Source organism: Hymenobacter terrestris (genome assembly GCF_013377905.1).
Taxonomy (GTDB): domain Bacteria; phylum Bacteroidota; class Bacteroidia; order Cytophagales; family Hymenobacteraceae; genus Hymenobacter; species Hymenobacter terrestris.
Genome location: NZ_JABKAV010000054.1, coordinates 1 through 22,848, shown reverse-complemented (window position 1 = coordinate 22,848; position 22,848 = coordinate 1). Strand labels below are relative to the sequence as shown.

17 protein-coding genes are annotated in these 22,848 nt (G+C 59.5%); 12 read left to right on the top strand and 5 right to left on the bottom strand.

Annotated features, from left to right (window positions below):
* The first annotated feature begins 546 nt into the window (after positions 1–546).
* Both HW556_RS14430 and HW556_RS14425 read left to right on the top strand, forming a co-directional pair.
* Complete coding sequence (locus tag HW556_RS14430; RefSeq protein WP_176900800.1) at positions 547–1,032, top strand: AsnC family transcriptional regulator; 486 nt, start codon at positions 547–549, stop codon at positions 1,030–1,032.
* Between the two features lie 163 nt (positions 1,033–1,195).
* Positions 1,196–2,161: an energy transducer TonB gene (locus HW556_RS14425; protein WP_176900799.1), complete on the top strand. Its 966-nt coding sequence runs from the start codon at positions 1,196–1,198 to the stop codon at positions 2,159–2,161.
* Positions 2,162–2,258: 97 nt separating this feature from the next.
* On the opposite strand, the gene trxA is transcribed toward HW556_RS14425, so the two are convergent.
* Positions 2,259–2,588: a thioredoxin gene (gene trxA, locus HW556_RS14420; protein ID WP_092742274.1), complete on the bottom strand. Its 330-nt coding sequence runs from the start codon at positions 2,586–2,588 to the stop codon at positions 2,259–2,261.
* Positions 2,589–3,044: 456 nt separating this feature from the next.
* Between trxA and HW556_RS14415 the strand changes: the two genes are divergently transcribed.
* Positions 3,045–3,521, top strand: a complete 477-nt coding sequence (locus tag HW556_RS14415) for a YsnF/AvaK domain-containing protein (protein ID WP_176900798.1) — start codon at positions 3,045–3,047, stop codon at positions 3,519–3,521.
* Positions 3,522–3,553: 32 nt separating this feature from the next.
* Positions 3,554–4,381, top strand: a complete 828-nt coding sequence (locus tag HW556_RS14410) for a DUF2382 domain-containing protein (RefSeq protein WP_176900797.1) — start codon at positions 3,554–3,556, stop codon at positions 4,379–4,381.
* A gap of 94 nt (positions 4,382–4,475) precedes the next feature.
* On the opposite strand, the gene HW556_RS14405 is transcribed toward HW556_RS14410, so the two are convergent.
* The 3 genes from HW556_RS14405 to HW556_RS14395 form a co-directional block, all read right to left on the bottom strand.
* Positions 4,476–5,927 carry a hypothetical protein gene (locus tag HW556_RS14405; protein ID WP_176900796.1) on the bottom strand — a complete coding sequence of 484 codons (1,452 nt, stop codon included), beginning with the start codon at positions 5,925–5,927 and terminating at the stop codon, positions 4,476–4,478.
* A gap of 159 nt (positions 5,928–6,086) precedes the next feature.
* Positions 6,087–9,770: a DNA polymerase III subunit alpha gene (gene dnaE / locus HW556_RS14400; protein ID WP_246289661.1), complete on the bottom strand. Its 3,684-nt coding sequence runs from the start codon at positions 9,768–9,770 to the stop codon at positions 6,087–6,089.
* 270 nt (positions 9,771–10,040) lie between these two features.
* Positions 10,041–11,354 carry a hypothetical protein gene (locus HW556_RS14395; protein ID WP_176900794.1) on the bottom strand — a complete coding sequence of 438 codons (1,314 nt, stop codon included), beginning with the start codon at positions 11,352–11,354 and terminating at the stop codon, positions 10,041–10,043.
* 164 nt (positions 11,355–11,518) lie between these two features.
* Here HW556_RS14395 and HW556_RS14390 point away from each other — a divergent pair, with 164 nt between their 5' ends.
* From HW556_RS14390 to HW556_RS14360, 7 genes are all read left to right on the top strand, one after another.
* Positions 11,519–13,384, top strand: coding sequence for an ABC transporter ATP-binding protein (locus HW556_RS14390; protein ID WP_176900793.1), 1,866 nt, complete (start codon positions 11,519–11,521; stop codon positions 13,382–13,384).
* 104 nt (positions 13,385–13,488) lie between these two features.
* Positions 13,489–14,070 carry a hypothetical protein gene (locus tag HW556_RS14385; protein WP_176900792.1) on the top strand — a complete coding sequence of 194 codons (582 nt, stop codon included), beginning with the start codon at positions 13,489–13,491 and terminating at the stop codon, positions 14,068–14,070.
* A gap of 200 nt (positions 14,071–14,270) precedes the next feature.
* Positions 14,271–14,777 carry a nucleoside deaminase gene (locus tag HW556_RS14380; protein WP_176900791.1) on the top strand — a complete coding sequence of 169 codons (507 nt, stop codon included), beginning with the start codon at positions 14,271–14,273 and terminating at the stop codon, positions 14,775–14,777.
* Between the two features lie 149 nt (positions 14,778–14,926).
* Positions 14,927–15,532, top strand: coding sequence for a DUF4136 domain-containing protein (locus tag HW556_RS14375; protein WP_176900790.1), 606 nt, complete (start codon positions 14,927–14,929; stop codon positions 15,530–15,532).
* A gap of 224 nt (positions 15,533–15,756) precedes the next feature.
* Positions 15,757–16,881 carry a fatty acid desaturase family protein gene (locus HW556_RS14370; protein ID WP_176900789.1) on the top strand — a complete coding sequence of 375 codons (1,125 nt, stop codon included), beginning with the start codon at positions 15,757–15,759 and terminating at the stop codon, positions 16,879–16,881.
* 106 nt (positions 16,882–16,987) lie between these two features.
* A complete protein-coding gene (locus tag HW556_RS14365) occupies positions 16,988–17,944 on the top strand; it encodes a hypothetical protein (RefSeq protein ID WP_176900788.1) in 957 nt (318 codons plus the stop codon).
* A 119-nt stretch (positions 17,945–18,063) separates the two neighbouring features.
* Entirely contained in the window at positions 18,064–19,128 is a 1,065-nt protein-coding gene (locus tag HW556_RS14360; protein ID WP_176900787.1) for an MJ1255/VC2487 family glycosyltransferase, read from the top strand.
* Between the two features lie 104 nt (positions 19,129–19,232).
* On the opposite strand, the gene HW556_RS14355 is transcribed toward HW556_RS14360, so the two are convergent.
* Complete coding sequence (locus HW556_RS14355) at positions 19,233–19,841, bottom strand: HD domain-containing protein (protein WP_176900786.1); 609 nt, start codon at positions 19,839–19,841, stop codon at positions 19,233–19,235.
* Between the two features lie 200 nt (positions 19,842–20,041).
* Here HW556_RS14355 and HW556_RS14350 point away from each other — a divergent pair, with 200 nt between their 5' ends.
* Complete coding sequence (locus HW556_RS14350) at positions 20,042–22,747, top strand: cyclic nucleotide-binding domain-containing protein (protein ID WP_176900785.1); 2,706 nt, start codon at positions 20,042–20,044, stop codon at positions 22,745–22,747.
* Positions 22,748–22,848: the final 101 nt, after the last annotated feature.

Below are 22,848 nucleotides of genomic sequence, written 5' to 3'. Positions count from 1 at the left end.
AACTCCGTGTAAGGAAAGATAAAAAGCTCCTGACGGTGTGTCAGGAGCTTTTATTCAGAATGTTGAATGGATTTGCGACTAAAATAGACGAGCTTTGCGGCAAGTTTTGGCACTATGGTGCCACATTTCCCTAAAAGGGGGCTAAGGAGCAGGAAAATAGCAAAAAGAAAAAAAGAAGGCGGCACCCACCCAGATGCCGCCTCTCAATTCAGAACGTACCCACCCAGATACGTTCTGGTATTCCCTTCCCACTTCACTCCACCAAATCTTTATTGCTTTAGAAGAAGGGAATTACCCTTCGCACAATAGTTATCCGGTAACCAGACTGTTTTTATCAAATCCTCACCTCGAGAGGGAGCATCTGTGTGCCAGTCTCATCGCACTACTAATATCGTAACGGTCCTGTGCCTTCTGCATTGGATTGTGACAAATGTAAAAAAATATATCGTCGAGATGAAATATATTGAGATATAATGAATAAAAATTTATACTATTTTTAAACAAAAGTTCGTTCGTTTGAAATATACATAATCAAAGTTTAAAACAATGGCACGTAATTACGAACTTGACGACACTGACCGGAAGATTCTGGCCCTGCTTATTGACGATGCCAAAACCCCTTATACTGAGATTGCCCGCAAGGTGCATGTGTCGGGCGGAACGGTGCACGTGCGTATGGCCCGCCTGGAGGAATTGGGTATTGTGCAGGGCGCAACCCTTAAGATAGATTACCAGAAGCTGGGCTTCGGAGTGCGTGCTTTTCTGGGTATCTACCTACAGAAGAGTTCGGTATACGAGGGAGTAGTAAGGGCCCTGCGCGAAATTCCGGAAGTAGTCAGCATCGACTTCACCACCGGTGCCTACGGCATCTTCGCCCGCCTGATTTGCCGCGACACCAACCATCTGCGCGAAGTGCTCCACGGCCAGATTCAGCTCATAGAAGGTATTGAGCGCACCGAAACGCTCATCTCGCTCGAAGAAGCCTTCAATCGGCCTATTCAGTTGCCTGAAATGAAAGAAGACAACGAGTAAAAGCCAGCACAGGCACTGCTTAGGGCAGCAGTGCTTGTGTCAGCAAATAGACTGCAATAAGCTGGAATAGTGTTATAAGAAGAAAAATGCGCTATTAGTTGCCATTTTATGGTAGCTAATCTATATTTAGTAGCCAGTAACTAGTGCTTTACCCTGGCTGCTTATGAGAATTCGCTACGTTTTTCTCCTTGTAGCCGCGGGTGCGGTGCGGCTAAGCCAAGGGCAGAGCCTGCCGGCCGTTTACCTCGACGACCAAAGCCGGCCGACGGTGCCCGACAGCGCCACCCACTACCGGGTGGTGGAGCGCCGGAATGAGTTGCTGGGTACCCACGCCATGCGCGAGTTCTCTCTGCTGGGCGAGTTGCTCCTGAAAGGCACGCTCTCGTCCATCGACCCACCGGTACGCAACGGCCCACTCATCTGGTACCATCCGGGAGGCAGCCGTGCCGCCCAGGTGCAATACCGCGACGATGAGGCGAATGGCCTGTATTTGGGCTGGTATGAGGATGGCCGCGTTAGTCAGCGGGGCGACTATGTGCAGGGGCAGCGGGTGGGGCGCTGGCTTTCGGTGCACCGAAACGGCCAGAAACGTTCGGAAGGTTACTACAACGCCGGTCGACCGGTGGGCGAGTGGCGCTATTACTACGATACCGGCGAATTGAGCGCCATTGAAATGCCCGACCGCCAGGGCCGGCCGCTGGCACTGGCCTTTTTCAATAAGGATGGCTCACCTTATATGCAGTCTGTGCAGGTGCGCAAACTGCCGCGCTTTCTGGGAGGCGAGGCCGCCCTGCTCAGCTTCGTGGCCCAAAACACCACCTACCCACGCGAGGTGCGCCGCAAAGGTATTGTGGGCAATGTGCTGGTTAGCTACACAGTGGGCGAGGATGGCCGCGTGAGCCAGGTGCGGATAGCGCAGGGCCTGGCTGCCGAAGCCGACCGCGAGGCGCTGCGAGTGGTAGCGGCCCTGCCTCGCTTTGAGCCCGGCCGCGAATACAATCTGCCCACGGCCATGACCTTTACCATCCCCATCTATTTTGGGCCGGGCTTTTCGTTGGCTTCGGGCTTGAAACCGCCCCAGACGCCACCCTCCGAGGCCCGCGCCGCTGCCCCCGAAGCTACCGACTGAGCCGCTGACACAACCTACTGCATAAAGAAGCCTCCGTGTTGCTTGACCCTTGGGGCCGGCAGCACGGAGGCTTCTTTACTTACTGAATTGGGCTAAACTAAGCCGTTACCTGGGCGTCGAGTTTCTGGGCCAGTACGTGCTTGGGCACGGCACCTACCTGCTTGTCTACTACCTGTCCGTTCTTGAAAACGAGCAACGTAGGAATGCTGCGGATGCCGAATTTGGCTGAAGTTTGTGGGTTGGCGTCTACGTCGACTTTGCCGATAATGGCTTTGCCTTCGTATTCGCCGGCCAGTTCTTCTACCACCGGGCCTACCATGCGGCAGGGGCCGCACCATTCGGCCCAGAAATCCACAAGCACAGGCTTATCGGAATTGATGATCTGGTCGAAATTGGCGTCGGTAATCTCAATGGCTTTATGTCCCATGATGAATGTCAGGTTTGGGTTGAAAGATGTTACGCGGCTATACGGGCCATCGGCCCGCAAGGTAGCAGATTGTGATTCAACAAGACCCGGCCCGGAAAGTTCGATTGGGACAATGAGGGCCTTGAATCGTTTGCCGGGCTGGTTGGGTAACCATTGGCTGGGCCTGCAGAACTATCTCTTAATACAGGCCATGTGGCCCTTGCATCGGGACGTAAACCATAATCTTGCTTGCGTCGAATATGAAAATTATTGCCACCACGGCCGTTGTAACACATGGTGTGCGAAAGCAGGCTTTAAGCTAATTTAACCACAATATAATCATGCGCTAATTTACTAAGGTCAGCAATGAATAGTGCCATTTTGAGCTGGAGTGATAGGGCAGCAGAGGTCGAAATGTATAACGGAAACGTCTCTGTGGCGTATATAATGGGGTACAAGTTGCCTTTTCCCGCTTACATGAACTCCGATTCCACTCTGCCCTTTCCTGTCGACGAGCCTAGCGAAAATTCCCGCGCTGAACGGCTCGACACTACCCTGCGCCACCCCATGGTAGTACCCGTAATTGAGGAGCAGGTGCTGGTTGGGCGGGAGGTAGTGGAAAGCGGCCACCTACGTATCCGCAAAACGGTGCAGCAAATTGAACAGCCAGTACAAGTAACGCTGCAACACGATGAAGTGCAGGTCGAGCATGTGCCCATCAACCAGTTTGTGGCTGACGATGCGCCGCTGCCTGGCAGCCGCCAGGAGGGCGACGTCCTCATCGTGCCTATTCTGCGTGAGGTAGTAGTTACGCGGGTGCTGGTAGTAGAGGAAATTCGCATCAGCAAACGTGTGCTGGAGGAGCCATTCACCAGTTCTGTGCAATTGCGCCAAGAGCATATTGAGATAGAGCGCGCACCACCATTGTCCGATTCAGCAACAAGTACAACGTAAATTCATTTTTCACTAATCTATAAATCAATACCATGCAAACTGTAGTAGGAATTTTCGACAATGCCGACCAAGCCCGTCAGGGGGCTCAGCAACTCAAAACCGCTGGCTTCTCACTCGACGATGTAGATACCATCTCGCGTGATTCGAAGCAGGGCAGTAATTACTATAATAACACGGGCACCAATACAGAGGCCGTGGGAGACGCTGCCGGCCGCACTAGCGACAGTATTGGCAGCTTCTTTCACAATCTGTTCGGCAACGACGGCGACAACGCTAACCTCTATTCTCATGCGGCCCGCAATAGCCACTCGATGGTGACGGTACATTGCAAAACGGCTGACCATGCCCAAAAAGCAGCCGAGATTCTCGACAATGTCGGGGCTATAGACGTGAATGAAAAAGCCGGGAAAACTGGCTACAAAGGCAACGCTTCAGCCGATACTTCCACCACCGGTAATAACGAAATGTCGGCGAAGGTAATGGAGGAGAAGCTGCAAGTAGGCAAGCAGGTAGAGCAAACCGGTGGTGCCCGCCTGCGCAGCCGGATAATAGAGCGCCCGGTAGAAGCCAGCGTGCGGCTACGTGAGGAGCACGTAAATGTAGAACGTACGCCCGTTAACCGTCCGGCCACCGACGCGGACTTCAACGCATTCAAAGAGGGTGAGATAGAAGTAACTGAGCGCGCCGAGCGGGCGGTAGTGGGCAAAGAAGCCCGCGTGATAGAGGAAGTAACGCTGGGTAAAAACGTGACCGAGCGCGAACAGACCATTCATGAAACGGTGCGCAAGACCGAAGTAGATGTTGAGCAGCTCGGCACCAAGGATGTGCGCAACGACAAGAATGCGAACGACCGGAAGTAAGCCCCGGCTATATTACCGTTCATCCGGAATTCTTGATTTTAATGCAAAAGCCCCACCTAATTTTTTAGGTGGGGCTTTTGCATGCCACAATACTTCAGCGGCTGGGAAGATGCCGTTGCCGGTCAATGGCGTCAAGGTCAGCTTCCGCCTGCCCGGCTGATACCCATTCCCAATGCACTGTTGTGGCATCAGTCTGTACTTTCAGGTAGCTGAGTCGGGTGGCATCGGGTACGAAAAGCTGGCGGGCGCCGGTTATGGGTGGGCCCAGGCGCAGGCTCATCAGTTGCGCATAGTAGGGCCACGGAATTTCCAGGTACTCATTGGGGAGGAGTTGACCAACTTGCTGGCCCTGCAAAAACACCGGTACCGCTGCCACCGAACCATCGGCCGGGCGATACAGGTACACGTAAGCCGTGTCGGTCTGGGCCGGGGCCGCACGTAGCGGGTTAGGGTAAGCGCCCGGCTGGCCAGACCGCATGTCCAAGGCATACGCCATGGGTTCACCGCTGTGATCTATCGCCCGCACTTGTGCCACGCCCACGGCTCCGGCCCTCATCTGGGCATCAGCCCGAGCCCGTAGATACTCCAAGTCCTGGGGCTTTTCACCCACGAAGGTGAAAAAATCGGCCTGACGCTGCAAATGGTAAAAATTCTTCTCATACTGCACGAGCACCCGCTGGCCATCCGACAGCCCCCAGATTTCCCGAAGCGCCGGCGCCGGTTGCCCAGCGCCATCGGCCAGCAACTTAGGCTCGAAACGTACAGTGCCTAGCCACAGTGCCCGCCCCGGCCCGCCGCCCCAGCGCCTAGTGGGCAGCGTATCGAGCCGAAAGGCGGCCAGAGTGTCGGGCTTGTTAGTCAGGAACTGGGCGAAGGTGCGGTATACGCCCCGCCGGGGCGCCTCGCGCAATATGGCAGGCAGTTCGGTGCCGGGCCCAGCAGTCAGGCTGATGCCGGGGGAGTGGGCTGGTAGCTGGGGCAGCGTAAGGGCAGGCCCTAATTGCGGCTTTTCCCAGGAATACGTCGTTAACTGTTCCAGGCACTGCTGGAGCAAAAGCGCCACGTGTGCCGGGTGCAGACGAGTGGTTTCAAGGGCCCGAGACGAAGTATGCGCCCCCACGCTCCGCATAAAGTGGTAGCCGTCGGGCAGGCGTACATACACGTCGGCGGCCAGGTCGGCGCTGGCTTTTTCGGTGGTGCCATTGAGCAATTCGCCTACGCGCAGCTGGCGCAAACACAGTACGATGGGGTGGTCGTTGGGGCGGGGGGGTAGCTGCTGACGCAGAAAATCGGTCAGTTCCGGCTCCAGTCCTCGCCGGAATAGCACGGCGGCGGCCCGGTTATCAAGGCCGCGGTATACCAGCCCGATGGTGGGCTTGCCCGGCCGGCCATCCACCACCTGCTCCACGTGCACCGTCCGGGAGGGCAGCGTAATGGTCTGGTGGCTCAAATCGAGGTAGTACTCCTGAGCACGAACTCGCAGGGCCGGCAGCAGCAAGGCCAGAGTGCCAAATACTATCAGGCAGCGACGTAGAAGTAGCAACACAGGCAACAACGTAATAGAAGGTATACAAACGGAGCAAAATACCAAAAAACCATTACTGTCATCCAAAACAAAGCAGCCCGTCCGGAGCATCCAGACGGGCCACTAAAGCAGGGTGCCGAAGGAATCGGCGTAATCAATTACACCTGTAACAACTGTGCTTTAGATAAGCTGACAGGCCTCAATCTCCATCTCGCGCATCCGGCGGATGAACTCCTTGGGCTCGATGCGGTAGCGGCGCGAGTAGGTATCCACAGCCAGGTGCTCGTGGGGCTCGGCAAACTTGATTTCGAGCTTTTTAGAGCCAGCCGCACCCTCCACGGCTTCCATGAAACGGTCCATGAAGGGCTCGGTGATGGTGCGCAGGTCCAGCTGCACGCGCACGCCGTTGGAGAGCTTTTCGGCCACATTGAACAGTGGCTCCATCGTCATGATCTTGAACTCGAACTGGTCCGAGTCGCGGAAACGCTGGGCGTATTTGCCCCGCATGAACATGGGCGGTACCTGCTCCTTGTCGTAGTTACGCGGGTTTATCAGGGCCGAAAACTTCGAGTAGTCGTCGCGGAACAGGGCCAGGTTAAGGCTGGAATCGTAGTCTTCGATGTTGAAGCTGACGAAGGGCTGGCCCGTTTTGGTGGTTTTGAACAGCACGTTGGAAATCAGGCCGGCCACCGTAATGTCGCGGTTCTTGTAGGTTTCAATCTTATCAAGCCCACAGGTGCAGTACGAGTCGATTTCTAGCTTGAAGTCGTCCAGCGGGTGGCCCGAAAGGTAGAAACCCACCACTTCTTTTTCGCGGCGCAGCTTCTCGGTGGGGCTCCAAGGCTCCATGTCCTGGATTTTGGGCATCGGAATGGCCATTTCGCCGCCGCCGCCGCCAAATAAGCTCTGCTGGGCCGACTCCTTAGCCGCCTGGTGCTGCTGGCCCACCTTCATAGCCTTCTCAATTAGGCTCTGGTCGTTGCCGGGCGCTTCCAGAAACTGGCGGCGGTGGTAGCGGTCGAACGAGTCGAAGGCCCCGGCCTGGGCCATGCTTTCGAAGGTTTTCTTGTTCACGGCCCTCAGGTTCACGCGGCGCGAGAAGTCGAAAATATCGGCGTAGTGGCCGCCTTTGTCGCGCTCCTGCACAATTTCCTCTACCGCGGCCTCTCCCGCACCTTTCACGGCCGCCATGCCGAAACGAATCTGGCCCTGCTTGTTCACGTTGAACTTGAGGATGGATTCGTTGACGTCGGGCCCGAGCACGGCCACGTTCTGCTTGCGGGCTTCCTCAATAAAGAACGTCACCTTCTTGATGTCGCCCATGTTGTTGGTGAGCACCGCCGCCATGTACTCGGCCGGGTAGTGGGCCTTAAGGTAGCCGGTCTGGTAGGCTACCAGCGAGTAAGCGGCCGAGTGGGAGCGGTTGAAGCCGTAGGCCGCAAATTTCTCCATCACGTCGAACACCTCGTTGGCCTTTTTGGCCACAATACCGTGGAGATTCTTGGCACCCTCGCAGAACTTATCCCGCTCTTGAGCCATCTTCTTCATGTCCTTTTTGCCCATGGCCCGGCGCAGCAAATCGGCGCCGCCGAGCGAGTAGCCGGCCAGAATCTGGGCCGCCTGCATAATCTGCTCCTGGTACACCATGATTCCCTGGGAGTAGTTCAAGATGGGTTCCAGCAGCTCGTGTGGGTAGTCAACGGCCTCGCGGCCGTGTTTGCGGTTGATGAAGTTGGGGATGAACTGCATCGGGCCCGGCCGGTAGAGGGCGTTCATGGCAATCAGGTCCTCGATGTTGGTGGGCTTGAGGTCCTTGAGGTACATGCGCATGCCCTCGCTCTCGAACTGGAACGTGCCGATGGTGTCACCGCGCTGGTAGAGTTCGTAGGTTTTGAGGTCGTCAATCGGAATCTCGTCGATGTCGATTTTGACGCCGTGGTTTTTCTCGATCAGGTTGATGGCGTCCACGATAATCGTGAGCGTCTTCAGGCCCAAGAAGTCCATCTTGAGCATCCCGGCACTCTCAATCACCTTGCCATCGAACTGCGTAATCAGCAGTTCCGATTCCTTGGACGTCGAAACCGGGATGTACTTGGTAATGTCGTCGGGGGCGATGATGATGCCGGCCGCGTGGATGCCGGTGTTGCGCACCGAGCCCTCAAGCTGGGTGGCAAGGCGCAGAATGTGGCCCCGCAGGTTGTCGGGCGCGTCGTCGCGCCGGATCATGTCGAGCTCCTGGTTTTCGGCGAAGGCCTTGGTGAGCGTGGTGCCCACCTGGTCAGGCACCATTTTCACGAGGTCGTTGGCCAGCGACAGGTTCAAATCCATCACCCGCGACACGTCCTTGATGCTCGATTTGGCGGCCATAGTACCAAAGGTGATAATCTGGGCCACCTGGTTTTTGCCGTACTTATCCACCACATAGTCAATCACGCGCTGGCGGTTCACGTCGTCGAAGTCGATGTCGATATCGGGCATCGACACGCGCTCGGGGTTCAGGAAACGCTCGAACAGCAGCGAGTACTTAATGGGGTCGATGTTGGTGATGCCCACGCAGTAGGCCACCGCCGAGCCGGCCGCCGAGCCCCGGCCGGGCCCTATGGCCACGCCATTGTTGCGGCCGTGGTTGATGAAGTCCTGGGTGATGAGGAAGTAGCCGGCAAAGCCCATCGTCTCAATCACGCGCAACTCGTAATCCAGCCGTTCCTCAATTTCGGGCGTGCGGTCGGAGTAGCGACGCTTCTCGCCCTCAAAGGCGCCTTTGTAAGTGAGGTAGCGCAGAAAGACATCGGCATTAGCGTGTTCGGCCGGAATCGGGAAGTTGGGCAGCAGAATATCGCGCTGCAGTACGGGCGGCGTGATTTTGTCCACGATTTCGTTCGTGTTATCCACGCTTTCCGGCACGTCGGCAAACAGCGCGTTCATCTCGGCCTGGCTCTTGAAGTAGAACTGGTCGTTGGCGAAACCGAAGCGCGACTTGGGCCGCGGCGCCTGGGCCTCTTCATCGATGCGCTGGAGCTGGCGGCGCACCGCGGCATCCTGGCCAGCCAGGGGCCGCAGGTTGTCGAGGTGGTCATACAGGACTTTGTTGTCCTGCGAAATCATCCGGAAATACTGGGTCTGGAAGTCGCCGACCGGAATGCTGTGTTCCTCACCGGTGTTCACGCACAACAGAATATCGTGGGGCGCGAAGTCCGTCTGATCGACGTAGTGCGAGTCGTTGGTGCAGATAACCTTGACGTTGTACTTGCGGGCTAGGCCCAGCAGCACCTGGTTCACGTCTTCCTGACTCTTGCCGGTGCCGTCGAAGTTCATCAGCCCGTGGCGCTGAATCTCGATGTAGTAATCATCCTCAAACACGTCGAGCCACCACTTCAGCAGTTCCTCTGCCTTGGCTTCACTCTCGAACAATATGGCCTGGGGCAGTTCGGCGCCGATGCAGCAGCTGGTGGCAATCAGGCCCTTGTGGTACTTGAGCAGCAACTCCTTATCAATGCGCGGAAATTTGCTGTATACGCCCTCAATGAAGCTCATCGAGCAGAGCTTGCTCAGGTTGTGGTAGCCGTCCTGATCTTTGGCCAGCAGCAGCTGGTGGTAACGTTTGTCCCGCTCGCCCTTTTCGCGGCTAAAGGCCTTCTTGTGGCGGTCGGCCACCATATAAAACTCGCAGCCCACTATGGGCTTCACGTTGTACTTGTTGGCCTCGGCCACGAAGTTGAACGCCCCGAACATATTGCCGTGGTCGGTGAGGGCCACGGCGGGCATCCCATCGGCCTGGGCTTTTTTCATCAGGCCCGAAATAGAGGCCTGCCCATCGAGCAGCGAATATTGAGTGTGCGAGTGTAGGTGCGAGAAAACGGGCATAAGCGGGGCGCTGCAGGCCATCAGGACCCACCGCGAAAAGTAAAGTTACCGCCGCCGGGCCGGAAAGGAAAGTTGGAAAAGCAGCGCTTTTTGCGTAATCAAAAGAAAGACCACCCACGTGCCGACCTGTACTCCCGGCCCCGCCTGCGGCCGTCGGAATACAACAGCTTCGGGCGCGGCATGAAGCGGCAAAGCCCTACTGAAAAAGCGGGCAGGGACAACCGATTTAGGGGTGAAGCTAAGCTCCGACCGCTCTGAACCAAAAACCGACTAAATACCCTCTTCCGGGGCTGTTACCGAGTCCATGGTTTCTTCGGGCTGGGGCTCAACGGGCTCCGGGGCCGTTTCATCTACCGAATCGGTTGGCTCCGGCTCTAGCTGTAGGGTGTCGGGCTGGATATCGAACAGGGTAGGGGCCGCAGCTTCCAGATTCTCCTCATCGGTATCTGGCTGCTCTTCGCGGGGCTGGCTGCGGGTTTCCTTTCTGTTGGCTGGTGGGCGCGCGTAGTGCTGCACGGCCCAACTACCCGCCCCGATGCCAGCCAGTAGCACCAGCACCAGCGCCACCCGGGGCCACTGCAGCTGCCATTGGGCCGTGGCGGTAGCCGGGCGCGAACCGCCGACTCGCGGCATAACAGCTGGCGCAATAACGGTTGGCACGGTAGCCGCCGAAACTGTGGCGGCGGGGCGGGTCTGAAGCTGCGCTACCTGCTGGCCCAGCTGCTGCATGCGCGCCTCCAGCTCCCGGTTGCGGGCTTCCGCTTCCTGACGCGAAGCCATAATGGCGGCGGCCAGTGCGTTTTTCTCCTGGGTTTCGGCGGCCAGCCGGGCCTGCAGGGCGGCTACCTCGGCGGCGGCCGAGGGTGTAGCGGCCAGCTGCTGCCGGAGCTGGGCGATACTTTGCTCGCGGGCAGCCTCGCGGGCCTCCATTTGCAGGCGCTGCTGTTCCAGCTCGGCGAACAGCTGCTGCCGGAGCTGCTCCAGCCGCTGTTGCTCGGCCGCCGTATCGGTGGCCGGTGCCGACTGCGCCGGGGCAGTGCCATAGGGTGGGTCGGCGGGCACGTCGGCGGCCCCAAGCCAGTTCCAGAGCTGCCGGGCTTTCTGCTCCCAGAAAGCTGTCGGATATGTTTCCTCCTCCTCGTCTTTGCTGAGGCTTTCTGCCCAGCTCTGCAGCAGGGTATCGGACAGCAGCAGTGTTGTGGGCAACTCCCGTAGCCGCTGAGGCAGGTGTTTGAGCGTTGTGATGGGCCAGACAGTGCCTTTGTTGGCCGAATCGGACTCAATGGTAAAACCCGCAATGGCTGCGGCCGGCACCACTGGCAGCTCGGGCCAGGTGCCCAGCCAGGCTGCTAGCGCCGTTTGCTGTGCCTGCGTGGTGGAGTCTGATGATTCGGCGCCCGGCTGCAGTACCACCACCCGGCCCGGCAGCACGGCCACGGCAGGCAGTGTAAGGGCTTCGGATACCGTTAAGTTCGCCAGCAGCAGCCCGGTAGCGCCGTCGGCTTCCAGCGCGTCGCCCAAGTCCGCAATCCAAGTGGCGGCAGCGGCATCGGGGAAAGGGGCGAAGGTGAGGCGGTGAAGCATGGGAGAAAGAACAGCGAAAGGCGGAAACAGCACCTTTGGCCCTGAATACGATAACTGGTGGGCGGAGTGGGAAATGTACGAACCTCAGAACGAAGCACCGTCCATGTGCCTGCCAAAACGGCCGCCCTGGCACCCCGGCCCGAAGTGTGCCGTACACGGGGCCTATGGCTCCTTCTGATTCCTTTTTCGCTAAAAAGCCCCGCGCCGATGGTAAGCCCGCCCTTTCGGTGCGCGAGCGGTTTTCGGCCCTCAAAAACCTGCCGGCCTTTCTTCGCCTGATTTGGCAGACCAGCCCCGCCCTGACGCTGGGCAACGTGGGGCTGCGCCTGCTGCGGGCAGCCCTGCCGGTGGCCATGCTCTACGTGGCCCAGCTTATCCTCGACTCCATTATCGGTCTGAGTCGCCAGCCGGCCGAAGCCCGCGAGCTGACGCCAGTTCTGACGCTGGTGGCGCTGGAGTTCGGGCTGGCCATTCTCTCCGACGCGCTGGGCCGGGGCGTGGCCTTGCTCGACTCGCTGCTCGGAGACCTGTTCGCCAACCAGACCTCCATCCGGCTGATGGAGCACGCCGCCGAGCTGGACCTCGACCAGTTCGAGGACAGCACGTTTTACGACAAGTTGGAGCGGGCCCGCCGCCAGACGCTTTCGCGTACCGTGCTTATGTCGCAGGTGCTCAGCCAGGCCCAGGATGCCATTACGATGGGGTTTCTGGCCGTGGGGCTGGTGGCGTTCAATCCGTGGCTGCTGGTGTTGTTGCTGGTAGCCGTGGTGCCGGCGTTCCTGGGCGAGTCGCACTTCAACGAGCGCAGCTACTCGCTGGTGCACGGCTGGACGCCCGAGCGCCGCGAACTGGACTACCTGCGCCAGACCGGCGCCTCCGACGATACGGCCAAGGAAGTCAAGATTTTCGGCCTCTCGACCTTTCTCACCGACCGTTTTCGCACGCTGTCCGACGATTTCTACGCTAAGAATAAGGCCCTCGTAGTTAAGCGCGCCGGCTGGGGTACGTTCTTCGCGGCGGTGGGCGCGGCTGGCTATTACGCGGCCTACGTGTACATTATTATGCAGGCTGTGGCCGGGGCGGTCAGTATTGGCCAACTCACGTTTCTGGCCGGCTCGTTTGCCCGGATGCGGGGGCTGCTCGAAGGCATTCTGAGCCGCTTCAGTGCGGTGGCCGAAGGGGCGCTGTATCTGCAGGACTTCTTCGACTTCTTTCGGCTGGAGCCCCGTATCCGCCGCGACGAAAGCCAGCCGGTGCGGCCTTTCCCGAATCCTATTCGGGAGGGATTCACGTTTGAAAATGTGGGCTTCCAGTACCGAAACGCCGAAAAATGGGCTCTGCGCCACCTCAACTTCCACTTGCAGGCCGGCGAAAAACTGGCGCTGGTGGGCGAGAACGGGGCTGGCAAAACCACGATGGTCAAGCTGCTCTCGCGCCTCTACGACCCCACCGAGGGCCGCATCCTACTCGACGGCTACGACCTGCGCGAGTACGACCCGCGGGAGCTGCGCCAGGAAATCGGCGTCATTTTCCAGGACTTCGTACGCTTCCAGCTGCCGGCCGGCCAGAACCTGGCCGTGGGCCGCATCGAGCAGCAGCACAACCGCCCCCGCATTGAGCAGGCCGCTGCCCAAAGCCTGGCCGATTCGGTTATTGCCAAGCTGCCCGCCGGCTACGACCAGATGATTGGCCGCCGCTTCAACGGTGGCGTGGATTTGAGCGGGGGCGAGTGGCAGAAAATCGCCCTCGGACGCGCCTATATGCGCGACGCCCAACTTCTGATTCTCGACGAGCCCACCGCCGCCCTCGACGCCCGCGCCGAGTACGAGGTATTTCAGCGCTTCAACGACCTGACGCGGGGCAAAACGGCCGTACTCATCAGCCACCGCTTCAGCACTGTGCGTATGGCCGACCGCATCCTGGTTATCGAAAACGGGCAGTTCGTGGAAATCGGTAGCCACGAGGAGCTGCTGGCCAAAGGCGGCCGCTATGCCGAGCTGTTCAAGCTGCAGGCCGCCGGATATCGGTAGAATTTTGCGGCTATTAGTGCAACTCCGCGTTAGCAGCATGTCTCGTATTGCTAAGGGGTACGGCCAATACGTGGATTGACAAATTTTGCCTTCAAGCATCTGATATGAAAAAGATTCTTCTGTTACTGGTGCTATCGATACCACTTCCTGCCTGCGAGGACCAATGTGGCAGTGACGTGCCTAGATTCTTCGATGTGCAAAATATCCAGTGGCAGGCCGAGAGAGTTAGCACTTCTGGCCTGTCAGGCCCTGTTCTGCGTGATGGCGAAACTGTGGGCCGTGCGAGCCTGCGACTGAAATTTGCAGTTGTCGTTCAATACTATAGCCTTCAAAAAGCCACAGCTGGGCAGGCCTTTGCGTGTTCTCCCGCCCCGGCGGGGTATCAAGGAACTTCGGAGCGAGTGGATTCGCTGGTAGTGCTTAGTCGCTACGACTACGATGCTGCCCATCCCGCAGGCCGTTCGCTTAATGACCTGCTGGACTTGAACGAAGCTCTGTCTTTGCAAGATGTTCAGATAACACCGCGCAACATTGCCCGGCCCGACGGGCAGCCCGTCCAGGAAATTGCCTTGCGGCTTAAGCAGGCACCTACGGCTTCAGCAAAACAGCAATTCTTTGTTCGTTATCGTCAGACCAACGGCGAGGTCTATTCGGCAGAGACACCGGTGTTTACGATTGTTCCTTAAGAACAAGACATGCTCGTTCCTCTTATTTTGGTTGCGCCTCACAAGTGCCTTTAGCCGGCGTAAAAGCAGCTACTCGAATACGTACTGCTCTTATTCGTTACCAATGATTATCAGTGAGCTTTAACAGTTCCGCAAGTAATTTACAGTGTGGTGAATTGGGCATGCCCCTCATACTCTCCCTCCAAACCTACCTGCCGTTCATGCCCACACCCCCAAAAGCCCTAACCGAAACCGACCTCACTCACCTGCGCCGCTGCCTGCAGTTGGCCGAAGAGGCGCTCGAAGCCGGCGACGAGCCGTTTGGTTCGGTGCTGGTGAGCGGCGGCGGCCAGGTGCTGGCCACTGCCCGCAACCGGGTGAACGAGCTGAATAACCTAGCCCATCCCGAACTGGAACTGGTGTGCTGGGCCGGCGAGAACTTGTCGGCCGGGGAGCGGGCGCGGGCCACGGTGTACACCAGCGGTGAGCATTGTCCCATGTGCGCCGCCGCCCACGGCTGGCTGGGCCTGGGGCCTATTGTGTATCTGAGCTCGGCCCAACAGCTGCAGGAGTGGCTTCAGGAATCCGGTGCTCCGGCCGCGCCCATTACGTTTCTGCCGGTGCAGAAGCTGATACCAGGCGTGGAGGTGCGCGGCCCCGGCAGCGGCGAGTTGCTGGAGCAGGTAAAGGCGCTGCAGTTGCGCCGCCACGCCCGCTCCGGAAGATAAGTTTTCAGCTCTCGGGCTGCTTGAGGCTGTCCTGGGGCGGGTGGGGCCAGATAAGGTAAAAAATAAGGGCTTTTTCGGTTGATAGTCAATCGATAAGCGCGTTGGGTTTCGTAGTTTAGTAGGTACGACCCCTTAACTCCCACGCGCTTATGAACTGGACGATTACTTTACTAGGCAGCGCGAGTATGCTGCTGTCGGGTTGCCTGATGTCGCAGGAGGCCCGTGTCGAATCTGACTACAGCTATGCCGGGCAGTTCCGGCGCTACCGCACCTACGAGTTCGTGAGCGGCGACGGCCTTAACTCTGATACCAGCCGGCTGGGCGAGGCCGTGCGCGACGCCATTCGTACCCGTCTTAAAGTGCAGGGCTACCGCTCGTCGCGCCGCAAGCCCGACCTACTGGTCAACTTTCATTTGTTTGAGGGTGACATGCGCTTTCGTGGCTATCAGCAGGACGATTTCACCAAGTGGGTGAGCACCGGCAATGCCGAAGACGAAGACACGCCCAAAGATGCGCGTAAAGGCTATCAGCCGGTGCGGTTGCTGCTCTCAGAAGGCACGCTGCTCGTTACGCTCATCGACAACCGCTCGAACAGAGCTATCTGGAACGGTTATGCCTCGGGCGTAAGCGTGCCGCCCGGTCCGCGGGGTGAGGTAATACTTCGCCGCTCGGTACGCTCCATTTTCGACCAGTACCACGTGTTTACGGCCGGTTATCTAAATGGCCAGAGTCCGGCTGGTTCCGACGAAGACTAGGCCCCTGGCGCTGGCCGCCGAACCAAACACCGCCTTCAGTAGTTTAGGGCTCAGCTTAGGTCCTGGCAGTAATTTTGGGGCCTGAATAGCAGAAGAAGGCAGTTGTTGCCGGCCATTAGGTTGGGCAATAGCACTATCTTCGCGGCAGCCTGCCAATCGGCGGCTACCTGATTTTACCTCCGTAGCAGAGTAGCTCTGCTGCTGTTCAACAGCACCAAAGCCGCATGACCACCAAACCCCTCCGGTTTACCAACGTTCAGCGTTCCACGTTTTTTGCCACAGTTCGCGAGCGGGCCGATGCCTATTTCCGCGACAACAACCTCTCGCGCCACGCCAACGGCGCTATGTGGGCCAAAACCGCGTTTTTTCTGGGTTCCTTCGTCCTCACCTATGGGCTGATCATCTCCAACCAGTTTAGTGTGCCCGTTATGGCTGGGCTGGCGGCATTGCTTGGGGCCATCTGTGCCTTTATTGGCTTCAATGTGTGCCACGATGCGCTACACGGCTCGTTTTCGGCCAGCAAGCGCGTGAACAAGGGCTTAGGGCTCATCTTCAACCTGATCGGGGCCAGCCCTTACGTGTGGAACATCACCCACAACGTGGTGCACCACACCTACACCAACATTGCCGGCCACGACGAGGACATTGAGGTAGCGCCTGGTTTGGTGCGGCTCGATGCCAGTGAGCCGGTGCGCCGAATTCAGCGGTACCAGCACTGGTATGCGTTTCTGCTCTATGGGCTGGCTTCGCTCTCGTGGGTGCTGCGCAAGGACTACAAAAAGTTTTTCCAGCCTAAAATCGGGCAGCAGGTGGCTAACCATCCGCGCCGTGAGTATTTCAACTTGTTCTTTTACAAGGCCATTTACTACGTGCTGTTTATTGTGGTGCCGTTGCTGGTGCTCGATATTACGTGGTGGCAATGGGCGCTGGGCTTTGTGCTGATGCACTTTGTGGAAGGGCTGGTGCTGGGCCTAGTTTTTCAGCTGGCCCATGTGGTAGAGGGCACCGCTTTCCCGCTGCCCGACGAGCAGAACGACATGCGCGAGGCCTGGGCCGTGCATCAGCTGCGCACCACGGCCAACTTCTCGCCCAACAGCCGCTTGGCCAGTTTCCTGTGCGGTGGCCTCAACCGTCAGATCGAGCACCACTTGTTCCCGAAGGTCTGCCACATTCATTACCCAGAGCTGGCCCGCATTGTGCGCGAAACAGCCCACGAATTCGAACTGCCATACCTGGAAAATCCCACGTTTGTGGGTGCGTTGCAGTCGCACCGCCGGGTGTTGTGGCAGATGGGGGCCGGGGCTTGGGCTACGGCTCAGCAGGCGCCGCGGGCGCAGGTGGCAGCGTAGACGGTCTACCGCAGTAGTGGGAGCGGGGCTTCCGCTCTGCGCAATAAAAAGTACCTTCGGCCCGGTTTTAGCCCACCGAATGAACGTACTTTTTATACGCCGCTTTATGAACACTATTTTCTCCCGGCGCTGGGCCGCTGGGTTGCTGGCGGGTAGCGCCGGCCTGCTGGCTGTTGGCTGCACCGCGCCGCGTGCCATTGTGAGTACTGGCAAAGTAACGCCCCGGGGCGAGTTTCGGGTAGGTGGCAACTTGGCCTTCAATGTGCCCACCGAAACCATTAGCAAGGCGGGCTCCACGCTCAAATCGGCTGCCCGAGAACTGGCCCAGAAGTCCGCCAACGACACGGTGCGTTACAACCAGACCATCGAGAACCTGCAGGTGGCCGCCATTGCCTTCGCCCTCGATCCGGTGCGGCCTTCGTCGGATCTGAACCTGCGCTACGGCGTTATCGACCGGCTCGATGTGGGCTACAAGTACGCCTTTGGCTCGCACGTATTCGATGCCATGTACCAGTTTCTGGGGCCCGTGGGCAGCGTGGAAAACCCTGGTGCCAGCCGGCCTGGCACCACCTATGCCAGCATCGGGCTGCAGTATGCCACCCAGCGCACCCAGCTGCCCAACATCCCTTTCCTCGACGATGTGAATGCGTTGCTCGGCTTCCGGGCCTCGCGCCACGACTTGATTGTGCCACTGGTATTCAGCAATTCGTTGGGGGCGGAGGAAGAAATCGGGGCCATTTCCTACGGCGTGGTGTACGCCCATACCTTCCTGCGCTATGGCCTCACGCCGGGCAACCTGTTCAATGGGCCGGGCAGTCAGTTCGTAACGGGCAAGGTGCCCGAGCTGCCCACAGTTCGCCAGAATTTTGGCTCGTACGGAATATTCTTCAATGCCAAGCTCGGCTACCGTTACGCCTACGTCATTCCGGCGCTGTCGGTGTATTACCAGAACTACGGCGAATACCGGCTGCTCAACAACCAAACCGCCAAGCTCAGCGGCCTCACATTTATTCCGAGTCTGGGCCTGCAGTTCCGCATTCCGGGCTCCTCGGCGCGGCGGTAAGTGGGGTTTTAGGCTGAGAAAACGTCATTCCGAGCGAAGCGAGATTCTGCGCTTCGTTCGGAATGACGTTTTTATGACCTCACAGAGACTGGTTTCTATATTCGATCAATCTTTCGGCTATGAAAATTCTGTACGGAGTGCCCGGCGAGGGGCTGGGGCACGCCACCCGCAGCAAAGTGGTTATCGGCTACCTATTGGGCCAGGGCCACGAGGTACGGGTCGTGAGCAGTTCGCGGGCCTACCAGCTGCTGGCGGCGGCCTTTCCGGGGGGCGGGGTGCACGAGATAAAGGGCTTCCACCTGGCGTATAAGAACATCACGGTATCGAAGTCGCGGACGGCGGCCCTCACGCTGCGCTCGGCCCCGGAAAGCCTGCGCGTTAACTTCGGCAAGTACCGCGAGCTGCTGCGCGACTTCGAGCCCGAAGTGGTGATTTCCGACTTCGAATCGTTTAGCTATTACTACGCGCAGTGGAAAGGGCTGCCGGTTATCAGCATCGATAACATGCAGATAATCAGTCGGGCCGTGCTGGATGTGGCGGTGCCAGCCGCCGAGAGAGGCAACCTGGCGCTGGCCCGCCGCTTGGTGCAGGCCAAGCTGCCGCGCAGCCAGCACTATCTCATAAGCACGTTTTTCCGGCTGCCCTTATGCAAGGAACGAACCACGCTGGTACCGCCTATTCTGCGGCCCGAGGTGCTGGCGTTGGCGCCGACCCGGGGCCGCCACGTGCTGGTATATCAGTCGGCCACCACCCAGCAAAACCTGGTGGCCCAGCTGCAGCAACTGCCTAACCAGGAATTTCGGGTGTATGGCTTCAACCGCGAAGAAACCCACGGCAACGTGCAGCTGCGGGCCTTTAGTGAGGCTGGTTTTCTGGCCGACCTGGCCAGTGCCCGGGCTGTGGTAACCAATGGGGGCTTTTCGCTGATCAGTGAGGCCGTTTACCTGCGCAAGCCCATCTGTGCAGTGCCTATTCCGGCGCAGTTTGAACAGTTCCTCAATGCCGCGCAGGTAGAGAAGCTCGGCTACGGCCGCCATTTTGCCACCATTACCCCCGATAATCTCCGGGCCTTCCTCTACGATTTATCAGGCTTCGAAGCGGCCCTGCAAACCTACGACCAACACGGCAACCAGGAGTTGTTTACGGCCTTGGAAGAAGTGCTGGCGGGTATCAGCACGATGTAGGAGCGGGGCTTGCCCCCGCCCGCTGCCGAACGATGCGGAATCACGCCATCATCAAAGGCCCGCGACGTTTATTGTTCAACGGCGGGCGGGGACAACCCCCGCCCCTACAGCGTGCTGTTTCTCAAACTCTCCAACCGCTCTTTCACCTCCGCTAGGCGCTCCTGCTTGGCGGCTTCGCGGCGGGCGGTAGCCGTGGGCGTCCAGTAGTGGTGGGTGCTCAGAAACTGAACCTGTAGCTCCAGCCAGGCGGTTTCGTCGGCCATCATGCCCCGGGCTGCCAGCTCCCCGAACAGCGTCTGGCTAACGGGCCAGAAGTCGGCAGGCCGGCCAAGGTAATCCAGATCGGCATCGCACAGAATCCGGGCTAAGTGCGAGTCGCCAGGGCACTGCGGCATCTGGGTGGCCATAATAAGCTCGCAGATCAGCTCTATGTGCGGCGCTGCGTAGCCGAAACCGGGCAGCACCTGTCGGGCCAACACACAGCTGGCGGCCTCGTGGCCCTGGTAGGTGGTCAGGAAACCGGCATCGTGGTAATAGGCCGCCGTGCGCAATAAGGCTAGTTCTTCGGTATCAGTAATTCCCTCGGCCCGGGCCAGCGACCCGGCTTGCTGCACTACGTCGAGGGTGTGGTGCAGGCCGTGGTAAAGCAGAGTCGGGGAGAGGTTCCGGCGCAACTGGTTGAGCACATACGTTTCGGCGCGGAGGCAATCCATTTTCGGGGAGCAGTTGGCGGCTAACACTTAGCGGATAGCTGACAGGGCATACGCGGCAGCTTTCGGGCAGTAAGGTAAGCGGTTGATGCGAAAAATGGGCTGTTCAGGCTTTTGAAAGGCGGCGGGCTTGTAGTTTGCACCCAGCAAGCGGTAATTTGCCGCTGTTGGCTAACTGCTATCTGCTACAAGCTCCATCAAACATGACGTTTCTCGCCCGCTGGCAGCAGTTACTAGGCATCCGGCCCGAAGAAGGCCGCTCGGTGGGGCTGTTCTTTCTGCACAACTTCCTGCTTGGCATCGGTACCATTCTGGTGTACGTGGCGGCCAACGTCATTCTGCTCGAAAACCACCCTGAAACCAGTTTGCCACTGGCCTACGCGGCCTCGGCGCTGGCCATGCTGGGGGCCGGGCAGGTGTATGCACACTACGAGCACCACCTGGGCCTGCAGAAGGTAGCGGTGCGGGTGCTGCTGGCAGTAGTTGTGCTGATGGCCGTCATTGGGGTGCTGGTGGCGTTTGGCGAGTCGGTGGCGGCGGCAGTGGCTATTATGGCCGGCTACCGCGTCATCTACCTGCTCACCAACCTCGAATTCTGGGGCGTGTCGGCGGTGGTGTTTGATGTGCGGCAGGGGCGGCGGCTGTTCAGCGTCATCAGCTCGGGCGATATGCCGGCCAAAGCCCTGGGAGCCGTGCTGGCCGTGCTGGTGCATCATCATGCCGAGCTGTTGTGGCTACTGCTGCTGGCGTTTGGGGCCTATGTGGGGGCGCTGCTGGTAGTGCAGGCTACCGGCCGCAGCCACCAGGTAGAGGTGCGCTCGGCTGCCCGCGCTGCCCGCGCCGAAACCGTAGCTACCCCCCTGCGGCGCTGGCTGGGCAGCAGCCGGCTGGTGGGTGCCATGTGCCTGAGTATGCTGCTGCTGGCAGCCGTTACCACAGGTATCGAGTACGTATTTTTTATCAACGTAAAAGAGCAGTTTCACGATCAGGCTCAGGTGATGCGCTATGTGGGCACGGTGCTGGCCCTGACCTATCTTGTGGCTATGCTGTTGAAGCTGGCGGTAACCGGTCGGGCCCTCGACCGGCTGGGGCCCCGGCCGGTACTGCTGGCGCTGCCGCTGGTGCTGCTGGCCGGTTTTGCCTTGTTCGGGGTGCGCAACGAGCTGGGCCAGTCGGGGCTGCTGCTGTACCTGTGCGGGCTGTTTCTGGTGCAGGAGGTGCTGCGGCGGGCCTTTTTCGATCCAGTGTTCCTGGTGCTGTTTCAGCCGCTGCCGGCTCCCGAGCGGCTGCAGGCCCACACGTTAGCCAAGGGCGTGTACGAGCCGTTGGGCCTGGGTCTGGGTGCCCTACTGCTGCTGGCGCTGCCTGCCGGCCTGGGCTGGCAGATTGGCTGGATGCTGCTGCTGATTGCGGGGGCTGCCCTGTTGCTTTATCGTACCTACGGCCACTATCTGGCTGAGCTGAGCCACGCCGTGGGCCGCCGGTTTGGCGAGGCCAGCCTCCCTGAACCCGACCCGCTGACGGCCGCCAATAACCCCGCCGACCAAAACCGCCCCGCCGCCAACGAAGCCGAAGTAGCCGCGCTGGTGGCGGCCCTGGCCAATAAAAAAAGCCGTGCCGCTGCCACCACCCAGCTGCTGGCCCTGGGCAAAATGGCTCTGCCCGCACTCTGTGCTTCGCTGCAGTCGGCAGGGGCCGCTGAGGGGGCTGTTGTGCGGCGTGTGGCCTACATATGCGGGCAATTGCCGACGCCGAAAAGCCGGTTGGCGCTGGTGCAGCTGGCCCGGCGGCCGGAACTGGCCTACCGCGAAGCGGCCCTGCGCGCCTTGCGCTACCACTCCGCCAGCCCCACCGATGCCCCCGTATTTCGCGAGCTGCTGGGCCAGGAGTTGCGGCTGGCCCAGCAGCTGCTGCACGGCCAGGCGAGTAGCGGAGCCGGCCCCTTGCATCACGCCCTTGGCTACGAGCTGAAGCGGCTGGAGCAGCGGCTGTTCGGGCTGCTGCAGCAGCTGTACCCGCCCCAGCCCATCCGCGATGCGCAGCGCCATGTGGCCCAGGCCACCCGCGAGCGGCAGGCCAACGCCCTGGAAATTCTCGACAATCTCATCGACCGACCTACTTACCAGGCCTTGCAGACGCTACTGGAATTGGGCTCGCCGGCCGCCAAGGCCGCCCGCTTCGACCGGCTGCTGCCTGGTGCCCCGGCCGCTTTTGCCCGGCTGCCGGAAGCTGTGGCTGAACGCGGCGAAACCACGTTTACCGACTGGACGGTGAGCCTGGCGCTGCGGCAGCTGCCGCCTGCCCGCACGCACCTGGCGCTGCTGCAGCCACATATGGCTTCGGCCAGCCAACTGGTGCGCGAAGCGGCCCTGGCTGCGCTGGAATACTGGGCGGCCACCCGCCCCGCCGACTACCAGGCCGCCCTCACTGAAAACCCCGATTTAGCCGCCCTGCTCATGCACCACGCCGCCACCGCCCACATTTCTGCCGCCGACCGGGTGGCTGTGCTGCAACGCACGGCCCTGTTTGCCGCCACGCCGCCCAATGTGCTCAGCGCCATCGTCCCCATCATGCAGGAAGTCGACCTGAAGGCCGACGAGCAGCTTTTCGCTCAGGGCGACCTGGGCAACTCGCTGTTTATCGTGTATGAGGGGCAGGTGGGCATCTTTACCGGGACCCGCCAGTTGGCCACCTTCGGCCCGGGTGACTTCTTCGGTGAGCTGGCCCTGCTCGATGCCGAGCCTCGTTCCGCCACTGCCCGTGCCCTGGCCCCCACGCTGGCCTTCCGCCTCGATCAGGAAGACTTCTACGACGTGATGGAAGAGCGGCCTGAGGTGCTGCGCAACATTCTGCGGGTGCTCTGCCAGCGCCTGAGAAGGCAGAACGAAGCGAGTAGGGGACCAGTGTAACGTGCACACGGACTGCTGCGCCAGGCAACATTAACCTGTGCGGGAAATGCACGAAGCTTTCTAAGCTGTAAACGCAAAGCCCCCAACGCCCGGGTCGGCGT

What these genes read in the sequence shown, in the direction of transcription:
- HW556_RS14415 (WP_176900798.1), top strand. Translation starts at nt 3,045, where the DNA reads ATGAACTCCGATTCCACTCTGCCCTTTCCTGTCGACGAGCCTAGCGAA.
- HW556_RS14350 (WP_176900785.1), top strand. Translation starts at nt 20,042, where the DNA reads ATGACGTTTCTCGCCCGCTGGCAGCAGTTACTAGGCATCCGGCCCGAA.
- HW556_RS14390 (WP_176900793.1), top strand. Translation starts at nt 11,519, where the DNA reads ATGGCTCCTTCTGATTCCTTTTTCGCTAAAAAGCCCCGCGCCGATGGT.
- HW556_RS14395 (WP_176900794.1), bottom strand. Translation starts at nt 11,354, where the DNA reads ATGCTTCACCGCCTCACCTTCGCCCCTTTCCCCGATGCCGCTGCCGCC.
- HW556_RS14430 (WP_176900800.1), top strand. Translation starts at nt 547, where the DNA reads ATGGCACGTAATTACGAACTTGACGACACTGACCGGAAGATTCTGGCC.
- HW556_RS14360 (WP_176900787.1), top strand. Translation starts at nt 18,064, where the DNA reads ATGAAAATTCTGTACGGAGTGCCCGGCGAGGGGCTGGGGCACGCCACC.
- trxA (WP_092742274.1), bottom strand. Translation starts at nt 2,588, where the DNA reads ATGGGACATAAAGCCATTGAGATTACCGACGCCAATTTCGACCAGATC.
- HW556_RS14370 (WP_176900789.1), top strand. Translation starts at nt 15,757, where the DNA reads ATGACCACCAAACCCCTCCGGTTTACCAACGTTCAGCGTTCCACGTTT.
- HW556_RS14355 (WP_176900786.1), bottom strand. Translation starts at nt 19,841, where the DNA reads ATGGATTGCCTCCGCGCCGAAACGTATGTGCTCAACCAGTTGCGCCGG.
- HW556_RS14365 (WP_176900788.1), top strand. Translation starts at nt 16,988, where the DNA reads ATGAACACTATTTTCTCCCGGCGCTGGGCCGCTGGGTTGCTGGCGGGT.
- HW556_RS14375 (WP_176900790.1), top strand. Translation starts at nt 14,927, where the DNA reads ATGAACTGGACGATTACTTTACTAGGCAGCGCGAGTATGCTGCTGTCG.
- HW556_RS14410 (WP_176900797.1), top strand. Translation starts at nt 3,554, where the DNA reads ATGCAAACTGTAGTAGGAATTTTCGACAATGCCGACCAAGCCCGTCAG.
- HW556_RS14380 (WP_176900791.1), top strand. Translation starts at nt 14,271, where the DNA reads ATGCCCACACCCCCAAAAGCCCTAACCGAAACCGACCTCACTCACCTG.
- dnaE (WP_246289661.1), bottom strand. Translation starts at nt 9,770, where the DNA reads ATGCCCGTTTTCTCGCACCTACACTCGCACACTCAATATTCGCTGCTC.
- HW556_RS14425 (WP_176900799.1), top strand. Translation starts at nt 1,196, where the DNA reads ATGAGAATTCGCTACGTTTTTCTCCTTGTAGCCGCGGGTGCGGTGCGG.
- HW556_RS14385 (WP_176900792.1), top strand. Translation starts at nt 13,489, where the DNA reads ATGAAAAAGATTCTTCTGTTACTGGTGCTATCGATACCACTTCCTGCC.